The 20,289-nt window shown below is 72.3% G+C and carries 17 protein-coding genes; 11 read left to right on the top strand and 6 right to left on the bottom strand.

Going from position 1 to position 20,289, the window contains the following annotated elements; genetic code table 11:
• The first annotated feature begins 48 nt into the window (after positions 1–48).
• A complete protein-coding gene (locus ACIBK9_RS37245; RefSeq protein ID WP_397163426.1) occupies positions 49–1,125 on the top strand; it encodes a hypothetical protein in 1,077 nt (358 codons plus the stop codon).
• A 39-nt stretch (positions 1,126–1,164) separates the two neighbouring features.
• Here ACIBK9_RS37245 and ACIBK9_RS37240 read toward each other — a convergent pair whose 3' ends face one another.
• A complete protein-coding gene (locus ACIBK9_RS37240; RefSeq protein WP_397163424.1) occupies positions 1,165–1,584 on the bottom strand; it encodes a MarR family winged helix-turn-helix transcriptional regulator in 420 nt (139 codons plus the stop codon).
• Between the two features lie 71 nt (positions 1,585–1,655).
• Between ACIBK9_RS37240 and ACIBK9_RS37235 the strand changes: the two genes are divergently transcribed.
• The 4 genes from ACIBK9_RS37235 (at position 1,656) to ACIBK9_RS37220 (ending at position 6,788) form a co-directional block, all read left to right on the top strand.
• Positions 1,656–3,389 carry an ABC transporter ATP-binding protein gene (locus ACIBK9_RS37235; protein WP_387663828.1) on the top strand — a complete coding sequence of 578 codons (1,734 nt, stop codon included), beginning with the start codon at positions 1,656–1,658 and terminating at the stop codon, positions 3,387–3,389.
• Between the two features lie 119 nt (positions 3,390–3,508).
• Positions 3,509–4,789, top strand: coding sequence for an MFS transporter (locus ACIBK9_RS37230; protein ID WP_397163422.1), 1,281 nt, complete (start codon positions 3,509–3,511; stop codon positions 4,787–4,789).
• Positions 4,790–4,798: 9 nt separating this feature from the next.
• Positions 4,799–6,379, top strand: a complete 1,581-nt coding sequence (locus tag ACIBK9_RS37225) for a gamma-glutamyltransferase family protein (RefSeq protein ID WP_397163420.1) — start codon at positions 4,799–4,801, stop codon at positions 6,377–6,379.
• An 82-nt stretch (positions 6,380–6,461) separates the two neighbouring features.
• Positions 6,462–6,788, top strand: a complete 327-nt coding sequence (locus tag ACIBK9_RS37220; RefSeq protein WP_352359025.1) for a DUF5709 domain-containing protein — start codon at positions 6,462–6,464, stop codon at positions 6,786–6,788.
• A gap of 78 nt (positions 6,789–6,866) precedes the next feature.
• Here the strand turns inward: ACIBK9_RS37220 and ACIBK9_RS37215 are convergent, their stop codons facing one another.
• The 3 genes from ACIBK9_RS37215 to ppgK all read right to left on the bottom strand — a co-directional run bounded on the left by ACIBK9_RS37215 (position 6,867) and on the right by ppgK (position 12,310).
• Positions 6,867–7,529, bottom strand: a complete 663-nt coding sequence (locus tag ACIBK9_RS37215) for an HAD family hydrolase (RefSeq protein WP_397163418.1) — start codon at positions 7,527–7,529, stop codon at positions 6,867–6,869.
• A 34-nt stretch (positions 7,530–7,563) separates the two neighbouring features.
• A complete protein-coding gene (hrpA, locus tag ACIBK9_RS37210; protein WP_397163417.1) occupies positions 7,564–11,436 on the bottom strand; it encodes an ATP-dependent RNA helicase HrpA in 3,873 nt (1,290 codons plus the stop codon).
• A 142-nt stretch (positions 11,437–11,578) separates the two neighbouring features.
• Entirely contained in the window at positions 11,579–12,310 is a 732-nt protein-coding gene (ppgK, locus tag ACIBK9_RS37205; protein WP_397163415.1) for a polyphosphate--glucose phosphotransferase, read from the bottom strand.
• Positions 12,311–12,429: 119 nt separating this feature from the next.
• Here ppgK and ACIBK9_RS37200 point away from each other — a divergent pair, with 119 nt between their 5' ends.
• Entirely contained in the window at positions 12,430–13,557 is a 1,128-nt protein-coding gene (locus ACIBK9_RS37200) for a TIGR03118 family protein (RefSeq protein WP_397163414.1), read from the top strand.
• Positions 13,558–13,797: 240 nt separating this feature from the next.
• Positions 13,798–14,157 (top strand): hypothetical protein, encoded by a 360-nt coding sequence (locus ACIBK9_RS37195; RefSeq protein ID WP_397163412.1) that lies wholly within the window; start codon positions 13,798–13,800, stop codon positions 14,155–14,157.
• Between the two features lie 55 nt (positions 14,158–14,212).
• Here the strand turns inward: ACIBK9_RS37195 and ACIBK9_RS37190 are convergent, their stop codons facing one another.
• The gene (locus tag ACIBK9_RS37190; protein WP_397163540.1) at positions 14,213–14,803 is read right to left on the bottom strand and encodes an HAD family hydrolase; all 591 of its coding nucleotides are present in this window, start codon (positions 14,801–14,803) and stop codon (positions 14,213–14,215) included.
• 120 nt (positions 14,804–14,923) lie between these two features.
• Here ACIBK9_RS37190 and ACIBK9_RS37185 point away from each other — a divergent pair, with 120 nt between their 5' ends.
• Genes ACIBK9_RS37185 through ACIBK9_RS37170 form a run of 4 tightly spaced genes read left to right on the top strand, consistent with a single transcriptional unit; the run spans position 14,924 to position 19,374 of the window.
• Positions 14,924–15,742 (top strand): DUF4253 domain-containing protein, encoded by an 819-nt coding sequence (locus ACIBK9_RS37185; RefSeq protein ID WP_397163410.1) that lies wholly within the window; start codon positions 14,924–14,926, stop codon positions 15,740–15,742.
• A 53-nt stretch (positions 15,743–15,795) separates the two neighbouring features.
• Entirely contained in the window at positions 15,796–17,313 is a 1,518-nt protein-coding gene (locus ACIBK9_RS37180) for a hypothetical protein (RefSeq protein WP_397163409.1), read from the top strand.
• Positions 17,310–17,729 (top strand): hypothetical protein, encoded by a 420-nt coding sequence (locus ACIBK9_RS37175; RefSeq protein WP_358284475.1) that lies wholly within the window; start codon positions 17,310–17,312, stop codon positions 17,727–17,729. Before ACIBK9_RS37180 ends, ACIBK9_RS37175 begins: the two co-directional genes overlap by 4 nt.
• 37 nt (positions 17,730–17,766) lie before the next feature.
• Entirely contained in the window at positions 17,767–19,374 is a 1,608-nt protein-coding gene (locus ACIBK9_RS37170) for an MFS transporter (RefSeq protein WP_358284473.1), read from the top strand.
• 48 nt (positions 19,375–19,422) lie between these two features.
• Here ACIBK9_RS37170 and ACIBK9_RS37165 read toward each other — a convergent pair whose 3' ends face one another.
• The gene (locus tag ACIBK9_RS37165; RefSeq protein WP_397163407.1) at positions 19,423–20,232 is read right to left on the bottom strand and encodes an SAM-dependent methyltransferase; all 810 of its coding nucleotides are present in this window, start codon (positions 20,230–20,232) and stop codon (positions 19,423–19,425) included.
• Between the last annotated feature and the right edge of the window lie 57 nt (positions 20,233–20,289).

The following is a 20,289-nucleotide window of genomic DNA, read 5'->3' as shown; positions in this document are numbered from 1 at the left end:
GGGGCGGCGTTGGGGCCGTTTCCGGGGAGGCGTGTGCCCTCGCGCGTCGTGGCCCATTCCGCTCCGCTGGTGCTGCCGGTCTGCGCCGAGCCCGTGCGCGACGGGACGGTGGTGATCAGGGGCGGGCGGGTGCTCCAGGTGGGCTCGCGGGACGAGCTGCTGTCCCGCTTCCGCGTCGCGGAGGAGGTCCGCTGGCCGGGCATGATCGTGGCCGGGCTGGTGGACGCCTGCTGCGCGCCGACGCCCCCGGGCCCCGGCGTCACCACGCGGGCCGCCGTGGTGTCCGACCCCGCCGATCTCGCCGGCGTTCCCGGCATCTCGTACGTCGAGGCGTCCAGCGCCGGCGAGCAGGAGTGGGAGGAGCACGACCGGGACGCGCTGATCACGGCGCTGCGCGAGGTGGACCGGCCGTGCCCGGTCGGCATCGCGGCCCGGACCCGCGACCCGCACGTGCTGGAGGACGTCGCCGTGCTGGCCAGGACGTTCGGCCTGCGGCTGCTGGCCGGGCTGGACCGGCACTCGCCCATGGCCCTGGACGAGGCCGGCGCGCTCGGCCCCCACTGCCACGTGGCCTGCGCCCGGCCGCTCGACCCCGGCGAGCGCAAGCTGCTGCGCCTGCGCCGGAGCGTGGTCGCGATCTGTCCGCCGGGGCAGGAGCACGCCGCCGACGTGCTGGCCCTGCTGGAGGAGGGCAACGGCGTCGCCCTGGGCAGCCACGCCCTGGGCCACCACGCTCCGGGCCACCTCGACCCGGGCAGCCTCGACCCGGGCAGCCTCGACCCGGCCGGCGCCCGTCCCAGCGACCCGTCCGGTCCCGGCGACCTGCTCGGTCCCGGCGACCTGCTCGGGCCGGGCGACCTGCTCGGGCTCGCGGCCGGTGTCCGGCGGCGGGCCCGGGAGCTCGGACTGCGGGTGCGGGGGCTGGACCGCCGCCTGGTCGAGGCCGCGACGCTGGGCGGTGCGCGGGCACTGGGACTGGACGCCGGGCCGGGCCGGATCGGCTCCCTCGGGCCGGGCAGCCGGGCCGACTTCGCCGTCTTCGACGCCCGGGGACGCTACCCGTACTCGGCCCTGATGGCCCGCCCACCCTGCCTGGCCACGGTCGTCGGCGGCGCGCTCACCTGAACCGGCCGCCCTTCCACGGCACGGTCGTCGGCGGCGCGGTCATCGGAACTGGCCGTCCACCGCGCCGAGCAGATCCCTGAGCTGGTCGCGCTGCTCCTGGGACAGCACCGCGAACAGGCCCTCGCCGGCCTCCCTGCGCGCGTCCCTGGCCCGTTCGGCCATGGCCCGGCCCGCGTCGGTGATCACGACGAGCGTCGAGCGGCGGTTGGCCGGATCGACCTCCCTGCGCACCAGCCCGGCCTCCTCCAGCGCGTCCACGACGGGCGTCAGCGAGCGCGGCACGATCCGCAGCTCGTCGGCCAGTTGCACCATCCGCAGCGGCCGGCCGGCCTCGCTGAGCGCGCGCAACGCCCGCGCCTGCCCCGGGTTGAGCCCGAGCGGCACCAGCCGATGCACGTAGCCGTGCCGCAGACGCCTGCTGACCAGGTGCAAGAGCTCCGCGAGCTCCTTCTCTCCCATACCGAGGATTTTAGCCGGAACAATTATGAGTTAACCTCTGTTTGAGTGGACATCCGAAAGGAGGCCCCATATTGGCCGACGAACCACGCGCGCCGCTGCGGCGCATCATCGGACTCTTCACCCCTTATCGCGGCCGGCTGATCCTGGTGGGCGCGTTCATCCTGCTGTCGTCCCTGGTCGGGCTGGCCTCGCCGTTCCTGCTGCGCGAGGTGCTGGACGTGGCGATCCCGTCCCGCGACGCGCTGCTGCTCACGCTGCTGGCCCTCGGCATGATCGCGGTCGCGGTCACCACGAGCGTGTTCGACGTGCTGCAGACGCTCATCTCCACCACCGTGGGCCAGCGGGTGATGCACGACCTGCGCATCTCGGTCTACTCCCACCTCCAGCGCATGTCGCTGGCGTTCTTCACCCGCACCAAGACAGGCGAGGTGCAGTCGCGCATCGCCAACGACATCGGCGGCATGCAGTCGGTGGTCACCTCGACCGCGACCTCGATCATCTCCAACCTCACCACCGTCATCGCCACGATCGTGGCCATGCTCGCCCTCGACTGGCGGCTGACGGTGATCTCGCTGCTGCTGCTGCCGGTGTTCGTGTGGATCAGCAGGAAGGTCGGCGCCGAGCGCAAGCGCATCACCAACGAACGGCAGCGCAAGCTCGCCGTGATCTCCTCGATGGTCCAGGAGTCGCTGTCGATCAGCGGCGTCCTGCTGGGCCGGACGATGGGCCGCTCCGCCGAGCTGACCGACCGGTTCGGCCGCGCCTCCGACGAGCTGGCCGAGCTCGGCGTACGGACGAGCATGGCCGGACGCTGGCGGCAGTCGTCGATCCAGATCATCATGGCCGCGATGCCCGCCCTGATCTACTGGGCCGTGGGCTACACCGGCATCATCTCCGTCGGCACCCTGGTCGCCTTCACCACGCTGCAGTCGAGCCTGTTCCGGCCGACGGTGTCGCTGCTGCGGCTGGGCGTCGAGGTGCAGAGCTCGCTGGCGCTGTTCGGCCGCATCTTCGAGTACCTCGACCTGTCGGTGGACATCCACCCCGGCACCCGCACCCTCGACCGGGTACGCGGCGAGGTCCGCTTCGAGCGGGTCGACTTCGCCTACGAGGACGAGCGCACCCTGCACGCCGTCGACGTCACCGTCCCCGCGGGCACGACGCTGGCCGTCGTGGGCGAGACCGGCTCGGGCAAGACCACCCTCAGCTACCTGCTCCCCCGCCTGTACGACGTGACCGGCGGCCGGGTCACCATCGACGGCGTGGACGTGCGCGACCTGACGTTCGAGACGCTGAGCGAGGTCGTCGGGGTGGTCTCGCAGGAGACGTACCTGTTCCACGCCTCGATCGCGGACAACCTGCGCTTCGCCCGTCCGGCGGCCACCGACGAGGAGCTGGAGGCGGCGGCGCGGGCCGCGCGCATCCACGACCACATCGCCTCGCTGCCCGACGGCTACGACACGATGGTGGGCGAGCGCGGCTACCGGTTCTCCGGCGGCGAGAAGCAGCGCCTGGCCATCGCCCGCACGCTGCTGCGCAACCCGCCGGTGCTGATCCTGGACGAGGCCACCAGCGCCCTCGACACCCAGACCGAGCGAGCCGTCCAGGAAGCCCTGGACACGCTGGCGCGGGGGCGTACGACGATCACGATCGCCCACCGCCTGTCGACGGTCCGCGACGCGGACCAGATCGTCGTGCTCGACCACGGCAAGGTCGTCGAGCGCGGCACCCACGACGAGCTGATGGCGCTCGGCGGCCACTACGCGGCCCTGGTGGACCGGGACCGCCCCCTCGAACTGGTCTAATTTTTCCCGCTAAACCTGTTTTAACCGTGTCTTATCTCACATTTCGGGCAAATCGGAATCGTCGCGATCGTGGCGTGCGTTGACTCCCGCGTTTCCCCGTACCGAGGCTAGGACCAGTCTTGCCACCGCGCTCCTCCACCTTCCGCGCCCTGCGCCACCACAACTACCGGCTCTGGGCGGGAGCCGACATCGTCTCCGTCACCGGCACCTGGATGCAGGTTTTGGGGGTGAACTGGCTCATCCTCACCATGACGGGGTCGGCCACCAGCGTGGGGCTGAGCCTGGTGATGCAGGCGCTGCCGACGCTGCTGCTGGGCATGTGGGGCGGCGCGCTGGCCGACCGGCTGCCGACCCGGCCCGTCGTCGTCGCCGCGCAGCTCGCGCAGGCCGCGCTGGCCGCCGTCCTGGCGCTGATCGCCTTCTCCGGCGCCGACTCCGTCGTGCCGATCTATGCGGTGGCGCTGGCGGGCGGCGTGGTCTCCGCGCTCGGCGGGCCCGCGCTCGGACGGTTCGGGGCCGAGGTGGTGCCACCGGCCGACCTGCCCAACGCCATGGCGCTCGGCTCGATCCTGAACTCCTCAGGACGCATCCTCGGCATGAGCCTGGCCGGCGTGCTGCTGCCGTTGACCGGCAACGGCGGGCTCTTCCTGCTCAACGCGGCCACCTTCTTCGTCGTGATCGCGGCCGTCGCGCTCATGCGGCGCGCGGAGTTCCACCGGCTCGCCGGCTCCGAGCGGCAGCCCGGCGCGGTCGCGGCCGGCCTGCGGTACGTGCTGCGCACCCCCTGGCTGCTGGTGGTGCTGGCGCTCTCGCTCGTGCTGGGCAGCCTCGGCCGCAACTACCAGGTCACCATGGCCGCCATGAGCGCGGGCCCGCTGGCGGCCGGCGCCGCCGGGTACGGCCTGCTGTCCAGCGTGTTCGCCGCCGGCACGGTCGTGGGCGGCTTCCTGGCCGCCGCCCGCCCGCACCTGACGATCCGGCTGCTGCTGATCACCGCGTTCCTGACCGGGGTCGCGCAGGCGCTGAGCGGCCTGATGCCCGCGCTGGGGACGTTCGCCGCGATGATGCTGCCGATCGCGGCGGGCGCGGTGATCATCGACACCACGGTCTCGGCGCGGGCGCAGCTCGACAGCCCCGACGAGATGCGCGGGCGGGTCATCGCCGCGCTGGGCATGGTGAGCGCGGGCGCGGGCGCGATCGGCGGGCCGCTGCTCGGCTGGCTGAGCGACGCGTTCGGGCCGCGCCTGTCGCTGGGCATCGGCGGCGTGTCGTGCGTGGCCGCGACGCTGCTCGCAGCGCTCGCGCTGGCCCGCCTGTCCGGCCGGACCGTCCGGCAGGCGGCCTTCCGTCCGCTCCTGGAGAACCGCCTGGAGAACCGGCTGGCCCCGGAACGGGCTTAGTCTCTTCACGTGCACAACACCAGATACGCCCCGAACGGCATGGTCTGCAGCGTCGACCACCTGGCCTCGGCCGCCGGGGTGGGCGCGCTGGACCGCGGCGGTTCGGCGGCCGACGCGGCGATCGCGGCCAACGCCGTGCTCGCCGTGGTCGCGCCGCACATGTGCGGGCTCGGCGGAGACCTGTTCGCGCTCGTCCACGACGGCACGGCCACCGGCACAGTCGCCGGCACAGTCGCCGGCACAGTCACCGCGCTCAACGCCTCCGGCCGCGCCGGGTCCGGCGCCGACCCCGCCCGGCTGCGCGCCGAGGGGCACACCCGCATGCCGCACCTGCACGACGTCCGGTCCGTGCCGGTGCCCGGCTGCGTCGACGGGTGGCTCGCCCTGCACGCCAGGCACGGCCGGCTGCCCATGGCCGAGCTGCTGCGGCCCGCGATCGCGCTGGCCCGCGACGGCTTCCCCGCCTCCCCGCTGCTGGTCCCCGGCGCCCGTACGGCGGCCGCGCGGCCGGGCGGCGGCGACTTCGCCCCCGTCCGCCAGGCCGGCGACCGCGTCACCCGCCCCGGCGTGGCCCGCGCGCTCCAGGCGGTGGCCGACGGCGGCCGCGACGGCTTCTACCTCGGCGAGTTCGGGCAGGGCCTGATCGAGCTCGGCGCGGGCGAGTACACCGCCGCCGACCTGGCCGCCCCCGGCGCCGACTGGGTCGAGCCGCTGCGGGTGCGCGCCTTCGGCCACGACGTCTGGTCGATGCCGCCCAACTCCCAGGGTTACCTGCTGCTGATGTCCCTGGCCGTCCTCGACGGGCTCGACCTGCCCGGCTCGCCCCGCCATCCGGCCTGGGCCCACCTGCTGGCCGAGGCCGCCAGGGCCGCCGGGCACGACCGGCTCGACCTGCTGCACGAAGACGCCAAAGACCTGCTCGACCCCGGCGAGATCGCCCGCCGCCGGGCCCTGGTCGACCCGGTCAGGCGCAGCCGCCTGCGGGCCCCGTCCGCCGACGGTGACACGACGTACCTGTGCGCGGTCGACGGCGACGGCATGGGGGTGTCGCTGATCCAGTCGAACGCGTCCGGGTTCGGCGGCATGCTCTTCGAGCCGCGTACCGGGATCAACCTCCACAACCGTGGCATCGGTTTCTCGCTGCGTCCCGGTCACCCGGCCGAGTACGGCCCCGGCCGCCGGCCGCCGCACACCCTGGCCCCCGCGCTGATCACCCGTCCCGGCGGCGGGCTGCGCACGGTCGTGGGCACGATGGGCGGCGACGCCCAGCCGCAGATCCTGGCCCAGGTCATCACCCGCCTGCTGCGTCACGGCGAGGAACCCGGCCAGGCGCTCGCCGCGCCGCGCTGGCGGCTGGGCAGCGGCAACGGCAACGGCTTCGACACCTGGGACGCCCCCGACGACGCCGTGCTCGACCTGGAGGAGGGCACGACCTGGGCCGACGGCCTGACCGCGCTCGGCCACCCGGTGCGCACGCTGCCGTACGGCGGCTCCTTCGGCCACGCCCACCTCATCGACGTGCGCCCCGACGGCATACTGGCCGGCGCCGCCGACCCCCGCTCCCTGGTCGGCGCCGCGATCGGCCACTAGATGGACAAGGATGAGCTACCGGAGGCCCTAAGCCGGGCCAAGTCGTAGGATTCCGGTCCGTACGGTGGGTAGAGGGCGCAGTATGAGCGAACTACCTCCGGACCGATTCGGCATGGCCGACGAGCAGGACATCGAGGTCAGGGAGTGGACCGACGACCTCGGCCTGCACCACGAGGTCAAAGAGGACGACCCCCAGCACGAGGCCACGCTCGACGAACGGCTGCGCCAGGAGTTGCCCGACCGCCCGCGCCGCGCCCCGCGCGAGGAGCACCGCCTGACCGAGCCCGACGAGGGCGCCCACCCCGACACCGAGGACGAGGCCATCGGCGTGGACTGGGACGCGGACCGGGAGGACCTGTCGGCCGAGGAGCGCGCCCTGCGCATCGACCCCGACGAGGACCTCACCTGACCCGCACAGCCCGCGCGCGGTTCATCGGCCCGCACAGTCTGCGCGGGCCTCAGGTGAGCCGCACGGCCCTCGCGGGCCTCAGGTGAGGCGGCGCAGGGCGGGCAGCAGCGCGTGCAGGTCGTCGACGATCATGTCGGCGGCCTTCGCCTGCGGGCGCTCGGCGTGCAGGAAGCCCCACGGGCCGCGGCGCAGCAACGCCGTGCGCATGCCCGCACGGGCGGCGGGCAGCACGTCGTTGTCGAGCCGGTCGCCGACGTAGAGGATCTCGCCGGGCTCACGACCGGCCACCGAGGCCACCTTGGCGAAGAACTCGGGGGCGGGCTTGGACAACCCCCAGCCCTCGGAGGTGTGCACCGAATCGACCGGCAGGTCCATCGCCACCAGGGCGTCGAAGGCCCGGCGGGGCTGGTTGCCGGCGATGATCACCTGGAACCCGGCCGCGCGCAGCGCCGCCAGGGCCTCCCGGACATCGGGGTAGAGGTCGTCGGCGTCGAAGTGGTTGCGCAGCCCGGCCGGGTCGTCGCGCTCCCAGGCGGCGATCTCCGCCTGCACGTCGAGACCGGGCCGGACGAGCTCGAACGCCTCACGGTGGGAACGGTCGAGCGCCGCCATGCCGCCGAGCGCGCCCATGAGCACGAACCTGCTGACCCCCAGCCGGTCGGCCCAGCGCGACCAGATGCGCGTCTCGTCGATCAGCGTCTCGCCGACGTCGAGCACGACGGCCTTGACGGCCTTGACCATCACTCCCCCTGTACGTCCGTGTGCGGCCCCGGGTTCAGGGCTGCAGCTTCTCCATCGCCTTGGCGATGCGTTTCTCCGACACCGGCGTGGGGGTGCCGAGGGTCTGGGCGAAGAAGCTGACCCGCAGCTCCTCGATCATCCAGCGGATCTCCGTCACGTCGGGGTCGCCCCGGCGGGCCGGGTGGAGGCTCGCCAGCAGGTCGTGGTAGTCGTCCTCGATCTTGTGCACGCGGTCCATCCACTCCTCGTCCCGCCAGGGCTCCTCCGGGAGCTTGGTGAGACGCCGCTCGATGGCCCGCAGGTAACGCAGGACGTCGGGCAGGCGGCGGGTGCCGGTGGCGGTGACGAAGCCCTTGAAGACGAGCTTGCCGAGCTGCTCGCGCACGTCGTCGGTCGAGGCGCTCGCGCGCAGGCCGTCGAGGCGGGTGCCCACGGCGTGCCAGACGCTCAGGATCTGCTCGACCTTGGCCAGCACGTCGGCCGCCGTGTCGTGCAGCTCGGCCCGGACGTGCTGGTGGAGGCGGTCGAAGCCGGCCGGGTCCCAAGCCGGGCCGCCGAGGTCGAGCATGAGCTTGTCGACGGCCGCGTTGACGACGTCGTCGAACAGCGCCACGGCGCCGCCGTGGGGGCTGCGCGACAGCGCCAGCTTGGCCTGGTTGGACAGGCCGCCGAGCAGCGACCTGGCCGGGTTGGTGACGTTGAGCAGGAGCAGCCGGCGGGTGCCGGGCCAGTGGGCGCGGCGCTGCTCGGCGGCCGTCTCGAAGATCTTGACGGAGACCGACTCGCCCGCGTCGACGAGCGCCGGGTAACCCTTCATCCGGCCCTGTTCGAACACCTTGGGCAGGGTGCCGAAGCTCCAGGTGCGCAGGCCGGTGCGCTCCAGGTCGTCGCCGGCCTCCGACAGGGTCTTGCGCAGGCGCGGCGCGAGCCGGCGCTTGAGCGCGTCGAGGTCTTTGTCCTCGGCCACCGTGCGCTTGCGCTCGTCGATCACCCGGTAGGTGATGCGCAGGTGGTCGGGCACCTGGTCGAGCTGCCAGGCCTCGCGCGGCACCCGGACGCCGGTGAGCCGCAGCAGCTCGCGCTCCACGGCCTCCAGCAGCGGCTCGCCGCCCTGCCTGACCCCGGTCAGCACTTGCCTGGCGTAGTTGGGGGCGGGCACGAAGTTGCGGCGCAGGTGTTTGGGCAGCGACCGGATCAGCGCGGTGATCAGGTCTTCGCGCAGGCCCGGGATCTGCCAGTCGAAGCCGTCGGAGTTGACCTGGTTGAGCACCTGCAACGGCACGTGGACGGTGACGCCGTCGGCGTTGGCGCCCGGCTCGAACTGGTAGGTCAGCTTCATCCGCTGACCGAGCTGCTTCCAGGTGTCGGGATAGTCGCGGGCGCTGATGTCGGCGCCCTCGTTGACCAGCATCTCCGGCGAGAACGTGAGCAACTCGGGCTGCTCGCGCCCGGCCTTCTTCCACCAGGAGTCGAAGTGCCTGGCCGAGACGACGTCGGCCGGGACGCGCTGGTCGTAGAAGTCGTACAGGACCTCCTCGTCGACCATGATGTCGCGGCGGCGGGCCCGGTTCTCCAGCTCCTCGACCTCTTCGAGCAGCCGGCGGTTGTCCTTGAGGAAGCGGTGGTGGGTGTCCCAGTCGCCCTCGACCAGGGCGTGCCGGATGAACAGCTCGCGCGACAGGTCGGGGTCGATGCGGCCGTAGTTGACCTTGCGGCCGACCACGAGCGGCACGCCGTACAGGGTGACCTTCTCCAGGGCGATCACCGCGCCCTGGTTCTTCTCCCAGTGGGGCTCGGAGTAGGTGCGCTTGACCAGGTGCTGGGCGAGCGGCTCGACCCAGTCGGGCTCGATCTTGGCGTTGACCCGGGCCCACAGCCGCGAGGTCTCGACCAGCTCGGCCGACATCACCCACTGCGGCTGCTTCTTGGCCAGGGCCGAGCCGGGGAAGATCGCGAAGCGGGCGTTGCGCGCGCCGATGTACTCCTGCATCGGCCGCCGCCCGTCGGCGGCGCGCTGCTTGTCCATGACGTCCTTGACGCCGATGTGCGACAGCAGCCCGACCAGCAGCGACACGTGCACCTGGTAGGGGTCGGCGGGCACGCTGCCGGGCTGGGCGCCGAGCGCCTGGCGGACCTGGCTGTAGATGTCCTGCCACTCGCGGACCCGCAGGTAGTTGAGGAACTCGGCCTTGCACAGCCGCCGGAACGCGCTGGAGGACAGCTCCTTCTGCTTGTCGCGCAGGTAGTTCCACAGGTTGAGGTAGGTCAGGAAGTCGGACTCGGGGTCGGCGAAGCGCCGGTGCTTCTCGTCGGCCTGCTGCTGCTTGTCGGACGGCCGCTCGCGCGGGTCCTGGATGGACAGGGCGGAGGCGATCACCATGACCTCGCGCAGGCAGCCGTTCTTCTCGGCCTCCAGCACCATGCGGCCGAGGCGCGGGTCGACCGGCAGGCTCGCCAGCTTGCGGCCGATTCCGGTGAGCTTGCCCTGGGCGTCGAACGCGCCCAGCTCGTGGAGCAGGTTGACGCCGTCCTTGACCTGCCGGCGGTCGGGCGGCTCGACGAACGGGAACGCCTCGATGTCGCCCAGCCCGATCGAGGTCATCTGCAGGATGACCGAGGCCAGGTTGGTGCGCAGGATCTCGGGGTCGGTGAACTCCGGCCGGGAGAGGAAGTCCTCCTCCTCGTAGAGCCGGATGCAGATGCCGTCGGAGGTGCGGCCCGAGCGGCCCTTGCGCTGGTTGGCGCTGGCCTGCGAGATGGGCTCGATGGGCAGGCGCTGGACCTTGGTGCGGTGGCTGTAGCGGGAGATGCGGGCGAAACCCGGATCGACCACGTATTTGATGCCGGGCACGGTCAGCGAGGTCTCGGCCACGTTGGTGGCCAGCACGATCCGGCGGCCGGTGTGGCGCTGGAAGACGCGGTGCTGCTCGGCGGCGCTCAGCCGGGCGTAGAGCGGCAGGATCTCGGTGTTGCGGAAGTCGGCCTTGGACAGGGCGTCGGCGGCGTCGCGGATCTCCCGCTCGCCGGACAGGAAGACCAGGATGTCGCCCGGCCCCTCGGTGACCAGCTCGCGGCAGGCGTCGACGATGCCGCCGGTCTGGTCGTCGTCCTCCGCCAGCGGGCGGTAGCGGACCTCGACCGGGTAGGTGCGGCCGGAGACCTCGATGATCGGCGCGTCGCCGAAGTGGCGGGAGAAGCGCTCGGGGTCGATGGTGGCGCTGGTGATGACGACCTTGAGGTCGGGGCGCTGCGGGAGGAGCTGTTTGAGGTAGCCGAGGATGAAGTCGATGTTGAGGCTGCGCTCGTGGGCCTCGTCGATGATCAGGGTGTCGTACTGGTCGAGCATGCGGTCGTTCTGCAGCTCGGCCAGCAGGATGCCGTCGGTCATCAGCTTGACCAGCGTGCGGTCGCTCGCCTGGTCGGTGAAGCGCACCTTGTAGCCGACGACCTCGCCGAGCTCGGTGCCGAGCTCCTCGGCGACGCGCTCGGCGACGGTGCGGGCGGCGATGCGGCGCGGCTGGGTGTGGCCGATCAGCCCGCGCACGCCGCGCCCGAGCTCAAGGCAGATCTTGGGGATCTGGGTGGTCTTGCCGGAGCCCGTCTCGCCCGCGATGATCACGACCTGGTGGTCGCGGATGGCGGCCAGGATGTCGTCCTTGCGCTGGGAGACCGGCAGGTTCTCCGGGTAGCGGACCTGCGGCACGGCCTCGCGGCGGCGCGCCAGCCGCTGCTCGGCGCGCTCGACGTCGGCGAGGATCTCGGTGACGATCTTGTCCCGGGCGTCGCGGGAGCGGACCCGGCGCATGCCGTCGAGCCTGCGCCGCAGCCGCCGCTGGTCGCGCGGCATGAGCTCGGGCAGGCGGGACTGGAGGTCGGCGAGCGGAGAGGACAACGAAGGCGTTCCCATACTGCTTTCAGGATATTTGAGCCCCGTGGCCCCGGAGCCAACGGCCCATGGTGCCCGACGAGACCCGCCCCCCGCATCCCAATATCGCGCCGGGGTCGCGGCCGCGCTCCCCGGCCGCGCCGGGACGGCGGCCGCGGCCCCCCTACCGCGCCGGCCGGATGGTGGCGGCGTGGCGGGCGGCGCCGATGATGCCGGCCTCGTTCTGCAGGGCGGCGGGCACCACGGGGGTGTCGATGGTGACGTGCGGCAGGAACTTGTCGGCCTTCTTGCTCACGCCCCCGCCGATCACGATCAGCCCCGGCGAGAACAGCATCTCCACGTGCCTGAGGTACTCCTCGACCCGCTCGGCCCACTTCTCCCAGCTCAGGTCGTGCTCCTCGCGGGCCCGCGCCGACGCGCGATCCTCGGCGTCCTTGCCGCGCAGCTCCAGGTGGCCGAGTTCGGTGTTGCAGACGAGTGTGCCGTCGGCGAACAGGGCGCTGCCGATGCCGGTGCCGAAGGTCAGGATCAGCACCGTGCCCTTCTGGTCGCGGCCCCTGCCGAAGGTCATCTCGGCGATGCCGGCGGCGTCGGCGTCGTTGAGCACCGTCGCCCCGCCGAAGAGCGCGGCGGCGTCGACGCCGATCCACGAGTGGTGGACGTTGGCCGCCGTCTGCACGACCCCGTCGACGACGACGCCGGGGAAGGTGACGCCGACCGGGCCGTCCCAGTCGAAATGCTTGACTATCTCGGCCACCACCTCGGCCACCCCCTCGGGCTTGGCCGGCTGGGGCGTGGCGATGCGCAACCGCTCCTGGACGAGCTCTCCGGCCTCGGTGTCGACCGGGGCGCCCTTGATTCCCGAACCGCCGATGTCGATGCCCAACACGTTCATGACTCTCCTTCTCCCCCGCCCTGGACGGGAAAACTCGCCCGCCGGTATTTCCGGCCCCGCTGAACCCGCTCCGCGTCCGCCGCGTATCTCGCGTCACAAGCGCTCACTAGGAGGCACGGATGCGGCTCCGCATCATCACGCTCTGCGCTGTCGCCGTCGTGGCGGGGACGACCCTCACCGCCCCCGCGCAGGCGACCACCAGGACCCGTTTCGACGTCATCAACCTTGTGTCGGACGTCAAGGGCAAGGCCCCGGTCACCGACCCCAAGGTCGTCAACCCGTGGGGCCTGGCCATGGGCAAGACCTTGTGGGTCTCCAACGCCGGCACCGGCACCGCCACCGTCTACTCCGGCACGGGCCGTAAGGAGAAGACGGAGGTGTGGATCCCGGGCGGCTCCCCGACCGGCCAGGTGTTCAACCCGGGTGACGGCTTCACCGTGAAGGGGCGACCGGCCACGTTCATCTTCTGCAGCCCGAGCGGCGCGATCACCGGCTGGAACGCCGAGGCCGACCCGGCCAACGCCGTGATCGCCGCGTTCACCCGCGGCGCCGACTACAAGGGCCTGGAGCTCGTACGGACCAACGAGGGCGAGTTCCTGCTGGCCGCCGACTTCGCCCACGGCCGGGTGCACGCCTTCGACGAGAACTTCCGGCGCATCCGCCTGGCCGGCTGGCAGTTCCAGGACTCGCGGGTGCCGCGCGGCTACAACGCCTACAACGTGGCCGTGGTCAACGGCAGCGTCTGGGTGGCGTACGCGCTGCGCGACCGTACCACCGGCAAGCCCGTCTTCGGCGCCGGCAAGGGCTTCGTGAGCCGCTTCAACGCCGACGGCCGTCTGACCGGGCGCATCTCCAGGGTCGGGCTCGACGCCCCCTGGGCCATGACCGCCGCGCCGCGCGGCTGGGGCCAGTACGCGGGCGCCCTGCTGGTCGGCAACTTCGGCGACGGCACCGTGCACGCCTACAAGGGCGACCGCCACCTGGGCGCGATCACCACGTCCGGCGGCCGGCCCGTCAAGCTCCCCGGCCTGTGGGACCTCGAACCGGGCACCGCGGCCACCGGCGGCGTGAACACGCTGTGGTTCTCGGCCGGCATCGAGGGCGCCAAGCACGGCCTGATCGGCGTGATCGCCCCCGCCGGCACGAAGCCGACCTCCACGGCCGCCGCCCCCGCGAGCACGCCGGCGCCCACCCGCTCCGCCGCCCCCAAGACGAAGTCGCCCTACGGCGGCAGTGGCGGCTACTGAGCGCAGCCACGACCGGGGCCACGGAACGTTTCCGGCGCGGCCGGCGCGGGCCGCGCCGGAAACCCGGATTCCCGGAAAACCTGCGAACCACATATGGACACGGAATGCGACGGAGCAGATACTCAACGTGTCAACACCCTCATCCCTGCTCTCACGTCGCCCCCTTAAGCACCGCATGAGCCGGCGTGTCGTGTGCTGCCCGGAAACCGTGCCTGTCAGGGAACAGGACAAGGAGAGACCATGTCCGTCAAGAAGTCTCTGTTCCTTTCCGTCATCGCCCTCGCCACCGCGGCCTGCGTGACGGCCACCGTCGTGGCCCTCCAGGCGTCCAGTCCCGTGTCGGCGGCCACGCGCGCCGCGCTGCCGCCCGGCTACCAGCTCGTCACCCTGCCCAACGCCAACGTCCCCAACTTCCAGCGCCGCACCGTCTACTGCCCGGGCTCCAAGCACGTGCTCGGCGGCGGCGGCGAGGCCCGCGGCAACGGCGCGATCCTGGTGGGGTCGTTCCCCACCGATGACGCCCGCGGCTGGATCGCCCTCGGCCGCCAGATCGGTTACAACGACGTCGGCATCAGCGTGTTCGCCATCTGCGCCGACTGACCCGCCCGCCGGCCCCGCCCGCTCTCCCGCGGGCGGGGCCGGCGCACGTCCGGCCTCAGAGCCCGCCGAGGACGGCCGCCAGGTCGGCGACGGTGCGGTAGTGGACGCCCGTCATGCCGAGCGCCCTGGCGGCCTCTACGTTCGGCAGCCGGTCGTCGACGAACAGGCAGCGCGCGGGGTCGGCCCCGGCGCGTTCGGCGGCGATCTCGTAGATGCGCGGATCGGGTTTGATCACGCCGACCCTGGCGCTGCTGACCAGGTCGTCGGCGAAGTACGTGAGCCCCAGCCGGTCGAGATGCTCCTCCACGGTGTCCATGGCGTTGGTCACGATGACCACCGGCACGTGCTGCTGCGCCTTGGCCAGCAGCTCCCTGACCTCCTCGTCCACCCGGAACGGCACCGCCCCGAACTCGGCCACCGCCCGGCGGGCCCGCTCGTCGCCGCCGAGGGCGACCGCCACCGCCTCCAGCCATTCGCGCTCGCTGATCCGGCCCAGGATGGCCGGCTCGATCAGCTCGGGGGCGAACGCCGTCGCCATGAGCGGCAGGGCGTACCGGGCCTCGATCTCGGCCTGGACGGTGTGGTCGAAGAGGCGGAGCACGCCATCAAGATCGGTGAGAACCGCATCAAAGGGGATCACAGCCATCATTGTGCCGTGAAGTACCGCATCCGCTGGTCCGAGAAGGTTTCGCGTGCCACCAAAGCCCCGGGGCGACCGGCGGCACTACCATCTCCGAGACGGTATTCGGTATCGGAACGGTAGGGCATGGACGATCACCAGCTGCCACCTGAGCTGTGCCAGCTGTTCGCCGACGGCGGCAGGGGGCGCAGACTGCCCCCGGGCCTGCCCGCGGGCGACGTGGTCTGGCCCGACCCCGCCTACACCCGGCAGGTCGTGGCGGCCCGGCCGGCGTTCTGGATGAGCGACGAGCACGCCGCCGGCGAGGACTGGTCGTTCATGCGGGTCTGGCACGCGCACAGCGGCCTGTGGCCGGTGCTGCTCGACGAGTCGGCCCAGCCGTGGGCGATCGGGCAGATCGTGCCCGACGACCCGATGCTGATCGGCCACTTCACCGCCGAGGGGTTCATGACCGAGGTCTGGCAGGAGTGGGTCTCGCAGATGCCGCGCGACGCGCTGGCGGAGTTAGAGCCGTACGGGGCGCTCTGCCCGGGGCTGGCGCCGCCGGGAGTGCCCCGCGCCGACCCCGGCGACGTGGCCGACTGGCTGGCCCGCGAGCTCGCCCCCAAGGGCATGCCGCTCGGGCTGGTCGCGGCCGGCCGGGGGGCCGACGCGCTGGCGGTCATGGGCTGGCAGGGCGCGCTGCACCACAACGAGTGGATGGTGCCGATGGCGGCCGTGGTGCGCAGCTGGGAGGACCGGTTCGGGGCCCGCGTGGTGAGCGTCGGGTTCAACACCCTCGACCTCAGCGTGGCCGCGCCGCCGGCCGACCCCGAGCACGCCCTGCACGTCGCCGCCGAGCACTGGGCGTTCTGCCCCGACAACGTCGTGCAGGGACCGGGCGACCTCCAGGGGTACGCCGACCAGATCATCGGTCAACACGCCTGGTCGTTCTGGTGGGACTGAATCCCCGGCTTTTACGCTACTTTTAACCGCGACAGGGAGGGCTCGGTCACAGCATGTCACGGGGAGATCTCACACCGGAGCTGCTGCATTCCTCGTCCTGGACGGACCGGCTGGTGCAGTCGGCCGGCATCCCCGTCCACGACGTGCCGCTGGTGTCGGTGGGCGGCGGGCTCGGCTCGTTCACGCTGGTCGACGTGCTGCGCATCAGAGGCGTGCCGATCCCGGCCATGCGGGTGCTCTCGACCAGCGACACCCCCTGGCAGACGTGGGAGTACCTGACCCGCGTCTCGCAGCTGCCCGCGCACGAGCGCATCCGGTCCGACGCCGGGGCGCGTCCCGACAACATCTGGGGCTTCCCCTCCTACGCGGTGCAGGAGGCCTGGCAGGACGGCTCGCTCAAGCCGATCCTCCAGGTGCTCGCCGAGCCGCTGTTCACCGACTTCTACAGCCCGCGCGCCGGGCTGGTCACGCAGACCGTGCGGCGCGAGGCCGACCGCATCGGCTACTGGCACATGCTGGCCAAGGGCCAGGTGCGCATGGTCAGGAAGCGGCTGGGCGGCGGGTACTTCACCGTGCTGACGCCGCCGCCGGGCACCTCGCCGACCAAGCGGGTGGTGCTGCGCTCCCAGTACGTGCACCTGGCCGTCGGCTACCCGGGGCTGAAGTTCCTCGACGACCTCCAGGAGTTCCGGCAGGCGCAGGGCGAGCGTTACCGGGTGGTCAACGCCTACGAGCCGCACGAGCACGTCTACGACCAGCTGCGCAAGCGGCCCGGGGTGGTGGTCGTGCGCGGCGCCGGGATCGTGGCCTCCCGGGTGCTCCAGCGCCTGATGGACGACCGCGAGCGGTACGGCCTGCACACCCAGATCGTCCACCTGTTCCGCACGTACGTGGCCGGTCCGCACGGCCCGAGCGTGTTCATGCGGCGCAAGGGCGGCGACGGCTGGGCCTACCAGGCGTTCACGATGCCCAAGTCGGCCTTCGGCGGCCAGCTCAAGGCCCGGTTCAGGAAGGCCACGCCCGAGCAGCGCGCCCTGATCTCCAAGGCGCTGGCCGGCACCACCACCCCGAAGCTGGCCCGCTGGCAGGAGCAGATGCGCAGGGGCCGGCAGGGCAACTGGTACCACCCCACGCAGGCCGTCGTCGACCGCATCGAACGGGCCCCCGACGGCCGCCTGGTCACCCACACCCGCAGCGTCAACGCCGCCGCCATGCAGTACGTGTCCGACTTCATCATCGACTGCACCGGCCTGGAGGCCGACATGCCGGAGCACCGCGTCCTCGACGACCTGCTGCGGCACGGCGGCGCCCGGCCCAACAAGGCTGGCCGGCTGAGCGTGGGCCAGAACTTCGAGGTGCTCGGCGCCGAGAGCGAGGGCGGCGTCCTGTACGCCTCCGGCGCCGCCACGGCCGGCAACCACTTCCTGGCCGTGGACAGCTTCCTCGGCATGCAGACCGCCGCGCTCGACATCGCCGCCGACCTGACCAGGCGCGGGTTCTGCAAGGGGCTCGGGCCGGTGCGGTCCACGGCCCAGTGGCTGCGGTGGGCGGGAAACAGGAGGCTCGCTTGATCCCGACGCTGGCCGGGCGGCTGCAGACCCGGCTGTTCACGCTGGCCACCGTGGGGGCGGCGCTGACCGCGCTGATCACCCTGGTGCTGCCGATGTCCTTCCGGGACGCCTTCCTCGTGCTGCTGGCCGTCGCCGTCGTGGGCGCCGGGTGGGAGCTGCTGTACCACCTGCTCATGCAGTTCCGCTGGGACAAGGACTGGCCGACGCTGTTCGGGCTGGTCACGGCCGTGCCCGAGGGGCTGCTGATGTGGGTGCTGGTGGACGGCGGGCTCGTCCCCGGCGTCGCCGGCCCGGTCAGGGCGTGGGCGTTCGCGGTGATGTTCGCCTTCGTCTGGCTCGGCCAGTGGTTGTTCGTGAACGGGCCGATGCGGGTGTTGTTCGTCGAATGGCGGCTGCGCGGCGGCCGCCTGCTCTGATCTCGGATCTGCTCACGGTTCTGCTTACGGAGGGGCAATGGGGGGCGTCGAGCTGGCTCGACCGCTGTACTTCTGGCTCGGTTTCCTGGCCACGGTGGCCGGGGTCGTGCTGCATCTGCCGATGTACCTGCACGGCGCCGACATGCACTACCGCCTGGCGGGCATGCCGATGGACCTGCCGATGACCATCGGCATGGCGCTGATCGTGGCGGGGCTGGCGGTCACCGCGTACGGGCTGATCCCGCCCGGCGCGCTGACGGCCAGACCGGCCGCCGAGGTACGCGTCCGCGCGCTGGACGACGCGCGCATGCGGCCGGCGCACATCGGGCTGATCGTGGTCATGTCGGTCGCGGTGATCATCGACGCCATGAAGCCGATCACGCTCGGTTTCGTCGCGCCCGGCATGGCCAAGGAGTACGGCCTGAAGTCCGCGCTCAACCCGGCCGGCGAGCTGCCCGTGGCGCTGCTGCCGCTGGCCGGGCTCACCGGGACGGTGCTCGGCTCGCTGCTGTGGGGCTGGATGGGCGACAAGATCGGGCGCAAGCCGTCGATCCTGTTCGCCGGGGTGCTGTTCATCGGCACCGCGATCTGCGGCGTCATGCCGGACTTCGAGTGGAACCTGGCCATGTGCGTGGCCATGGGGCTGGGCGCGGGCGGCATGTTGCCGATCACGTTCTCACTGCTGGCCGAGACGATCCCGCCGCGGCACAAGGGCTGGGTGATGGTGCTCATCGGCGGCAACCTGGCGGTCGCCTACCTGGCGGCCAGCTGGTTGTCGGCGTCGCTGGCGCCGACGTTCTCCTGGCGGGTGCTGTGGCTGGTCGGGCTGCCGACCGGCGTGTTCCTCATCCTGCTCAACCGCTTCATCCCCGAGTCGCCGCGCTTCCTGCTCGCGCACGGCCGCGACGCCGAGGCCCGCGCCGTCCTGGCCAGGTACGGCGCGGCCGCCACCACCGAGGAGGCCACCGCCGGCGTCGAGCGGGTGGAGGACGAGCACGCGGGCGGCTACTCGCGGCTGTTCCGCCGGCCGTTCACCGGGCTGACGGTGGCCGTCGTGGTGCTCGGGCTGAGCATCGGCCTGGTCACCTACGGCTTCCAGCTGTGGATCCCGTCCAACCTGCAGAAGCTGGGCCTGGACCAGCAGACGGCCGACCGGGCGCTGCGCGACTCGACGCTGCTGGGCCTGCCGCTGATCTTCGTCTCGGCCGCCATGTACGGCCTGTGGAGCGCGAAGAAGACGATCGTCACGCTGTCGGCGCTGGTCGGCGTGGCGCTGGCGGTGCTGGCCTTCTCCGGCGAGACGCTGGCGCACGACCGTACCTGGCTGTACCTGCTGCTGGCCGGGCCGATCGTGGGGACGGCGACGATCGCCGCGGTGCTGGCCGCCTACAGCTCGGAGATCTACCCGACCCGGGTGCGCTCGCGCGGCTCCGGGCTGTCGGCGGGGATGGGCAAGGCCGGCGGCGTGGCCGTGACCGCCGTGCTCGTGGCCGGGGCGGCGGCGCCGTCGATCGGCACGACCGCGCTGCTCGGGGCGGTCCCGCTCATCCTGGCGGTGGTGGCGGTGCTGGCGTTCGGGGTCGAGCCGGCGAAGGGCGCGGCCGGCGACCCGGCCACGCCCGCCGCCGCCTCGACAGGGGCCTGAAGGCGCCCTGGCGTTCACCGGGGCCTGACGCCCAGGGCGCCTGGGAGTTCACGGGACGCGCGCCACGGCGCCGTACGTGCCCGACGAGCTCGGCCGGCCGGAGCAGGCGGCGCCGTGGTCGTCGGGCCGCCACTCCGGGACCCACACCAGCCCAGGATCGACCAGCACCAGCCCGTCGAGCAGCGCCGCCACCTCCTGCCTGCCGCGGATCGCGTGGCCGGGCAGCGTCATCGCCAGCAGGTCCCGGACCGCCGGCAGCAGCTCGCCCGGCACGCCGTCGAAGGTGGTCTGCAGCAGCGACAGGTAGCTGCCGTCGGACGCCGCCAGGCGGACCCGCTCGATCACGTAGTGGACGTACTCGTCGTCGGCCAGGCTGTGGGTGGACAGCAGCAGCACGGCCACGGGACGGTCCCAGTCGAGGAAGGCGCGCACCACCCGGTCGCCGAGGACCGCGTCGATCTCGCGCACGTCGCCCTCGACCACGCGGACCAGATCGGTGCCCGGCTCGATGGTGGCCCGCGCGCCGGCCAGCACCATCGGGTCGTTCTCCACGTAGACCACCCGGGCGGGCACGCCTCCGGAGCCGCCGCGGGCCACGTCGTGCAACCGGCCGCCCGGAGGCAGGCCGCTGGGCACGCCGCTGCCCACGACGACGAACTGGTCCACGCCTTCGGCCGCCAGATGCCGGACCACGCGCACCAGGAACTGCAGCACGGCCCGCGCGGCGGTGGTCGTCACGGACGCGGCCTGGTCATATCGGCGTACCAGATCGCGGTCGGCCGAGAAGTTGTTCTTCCCGCCCGCGGCCGCGTCGAGCACCCGGGTGGTCATGGCTCGGGTCATCTCCAGCTTCGCCAAGTTACGGATGGCACGCTGACGCATTGAGTGTTGCCCCTTTCCCCTCGCCCACTATCT

Source organism: Nonomuraea sp. NPDC050227, assembly GCF_044459705.1.
Taxonomy (GTDB): domain Bacteria; phylum Actinomycetota; class Actinomycetes; order Streptosporangiales; family Streptosporangiaceae; genus Nonomuraea.
Note: the sequence above shows the minus strand (reverse complement) of the source record. Positions and strands in the feature narration are given on the sequence as shown.

Coding starts and splice junctions, on each gene's coding strand:
- ACIBK9_RS37195 (WP_397163412.1), top strand. CDS start 13,798: ATGTCCGTCAAGAAGTCTCTGTTCCTTTCCGTCATCGCCCTCGCCACC.
- ACIBK9_RS37200 (WP_397163414.1), top strand. CDS start 12,430: ATGCGGCTCCGCATCATCACGCTCTGCGCTGTCGCCGTCGTGGCGGGG.
- ACIBK9_RS37240 (WP_397163424.1), bottom strand. CDS start 1,584: ATGGGAGAGAAGGAGCTCGCGGAGCTCTTGCACCTGGTCAGCAGGCGT.
- ACIBK9_RS37180 (WP_397163409.1), top strand. CDS start 15,796: ATGTCACGGGGAGATCTCACACCGGAGCTGCTGCATTCCTCGTCCTGG.
- hrpA (WP_397163417.1), bottom strand. CDS start 11,436: ATGGGAACGCCTTCGTTGTCCTCTCCGCTCGCCGACCTCCAGTCCCGC.
- ACIBK9_RS37170 (WP_358284473.1), top strand. CDS start 17,767: ATGGGGGGCGTCGAGCTGGCTCGACCGCTGTACTTCTGGCTCGGTTTC.
- ACIBK9_RS37190 (WP_397163540.1), bottom strand. CDS start 14,803: ATGGCTGTGATCCCCTTTGATGCGGTTCTCACCGATCTTGATGGCGTG.
- ACIBK9_RS37185 (WP_397163410.1), top strand. CDS start 14,924: ATGGACGATCACCAGCTGCCACCTGAGCTGTGCCAGCTGTTCGCCGAC.
- ACIBK9_RS37215 (WP_397163418.1), bottom strand. CDS start 7,529: ATGGTCAAGGCCGTCAAGGCCGTCGTGCTCGACGTCGGCGAGACGCTG.
- ppgK (WP_397163415.1), bottom strand. CDS start 12,310: ATGAACGTGTTGGGCATCGACATCGGCGGTTCGGGAATCAAGGGCGCC.
- ACIBK9_RS37220 (WP_352359025.1), top strand. CDS start 6,462: ATGAGCGAACTACCTCCGGACCGATTCGGCATGGCCGACGAGCAGGAC.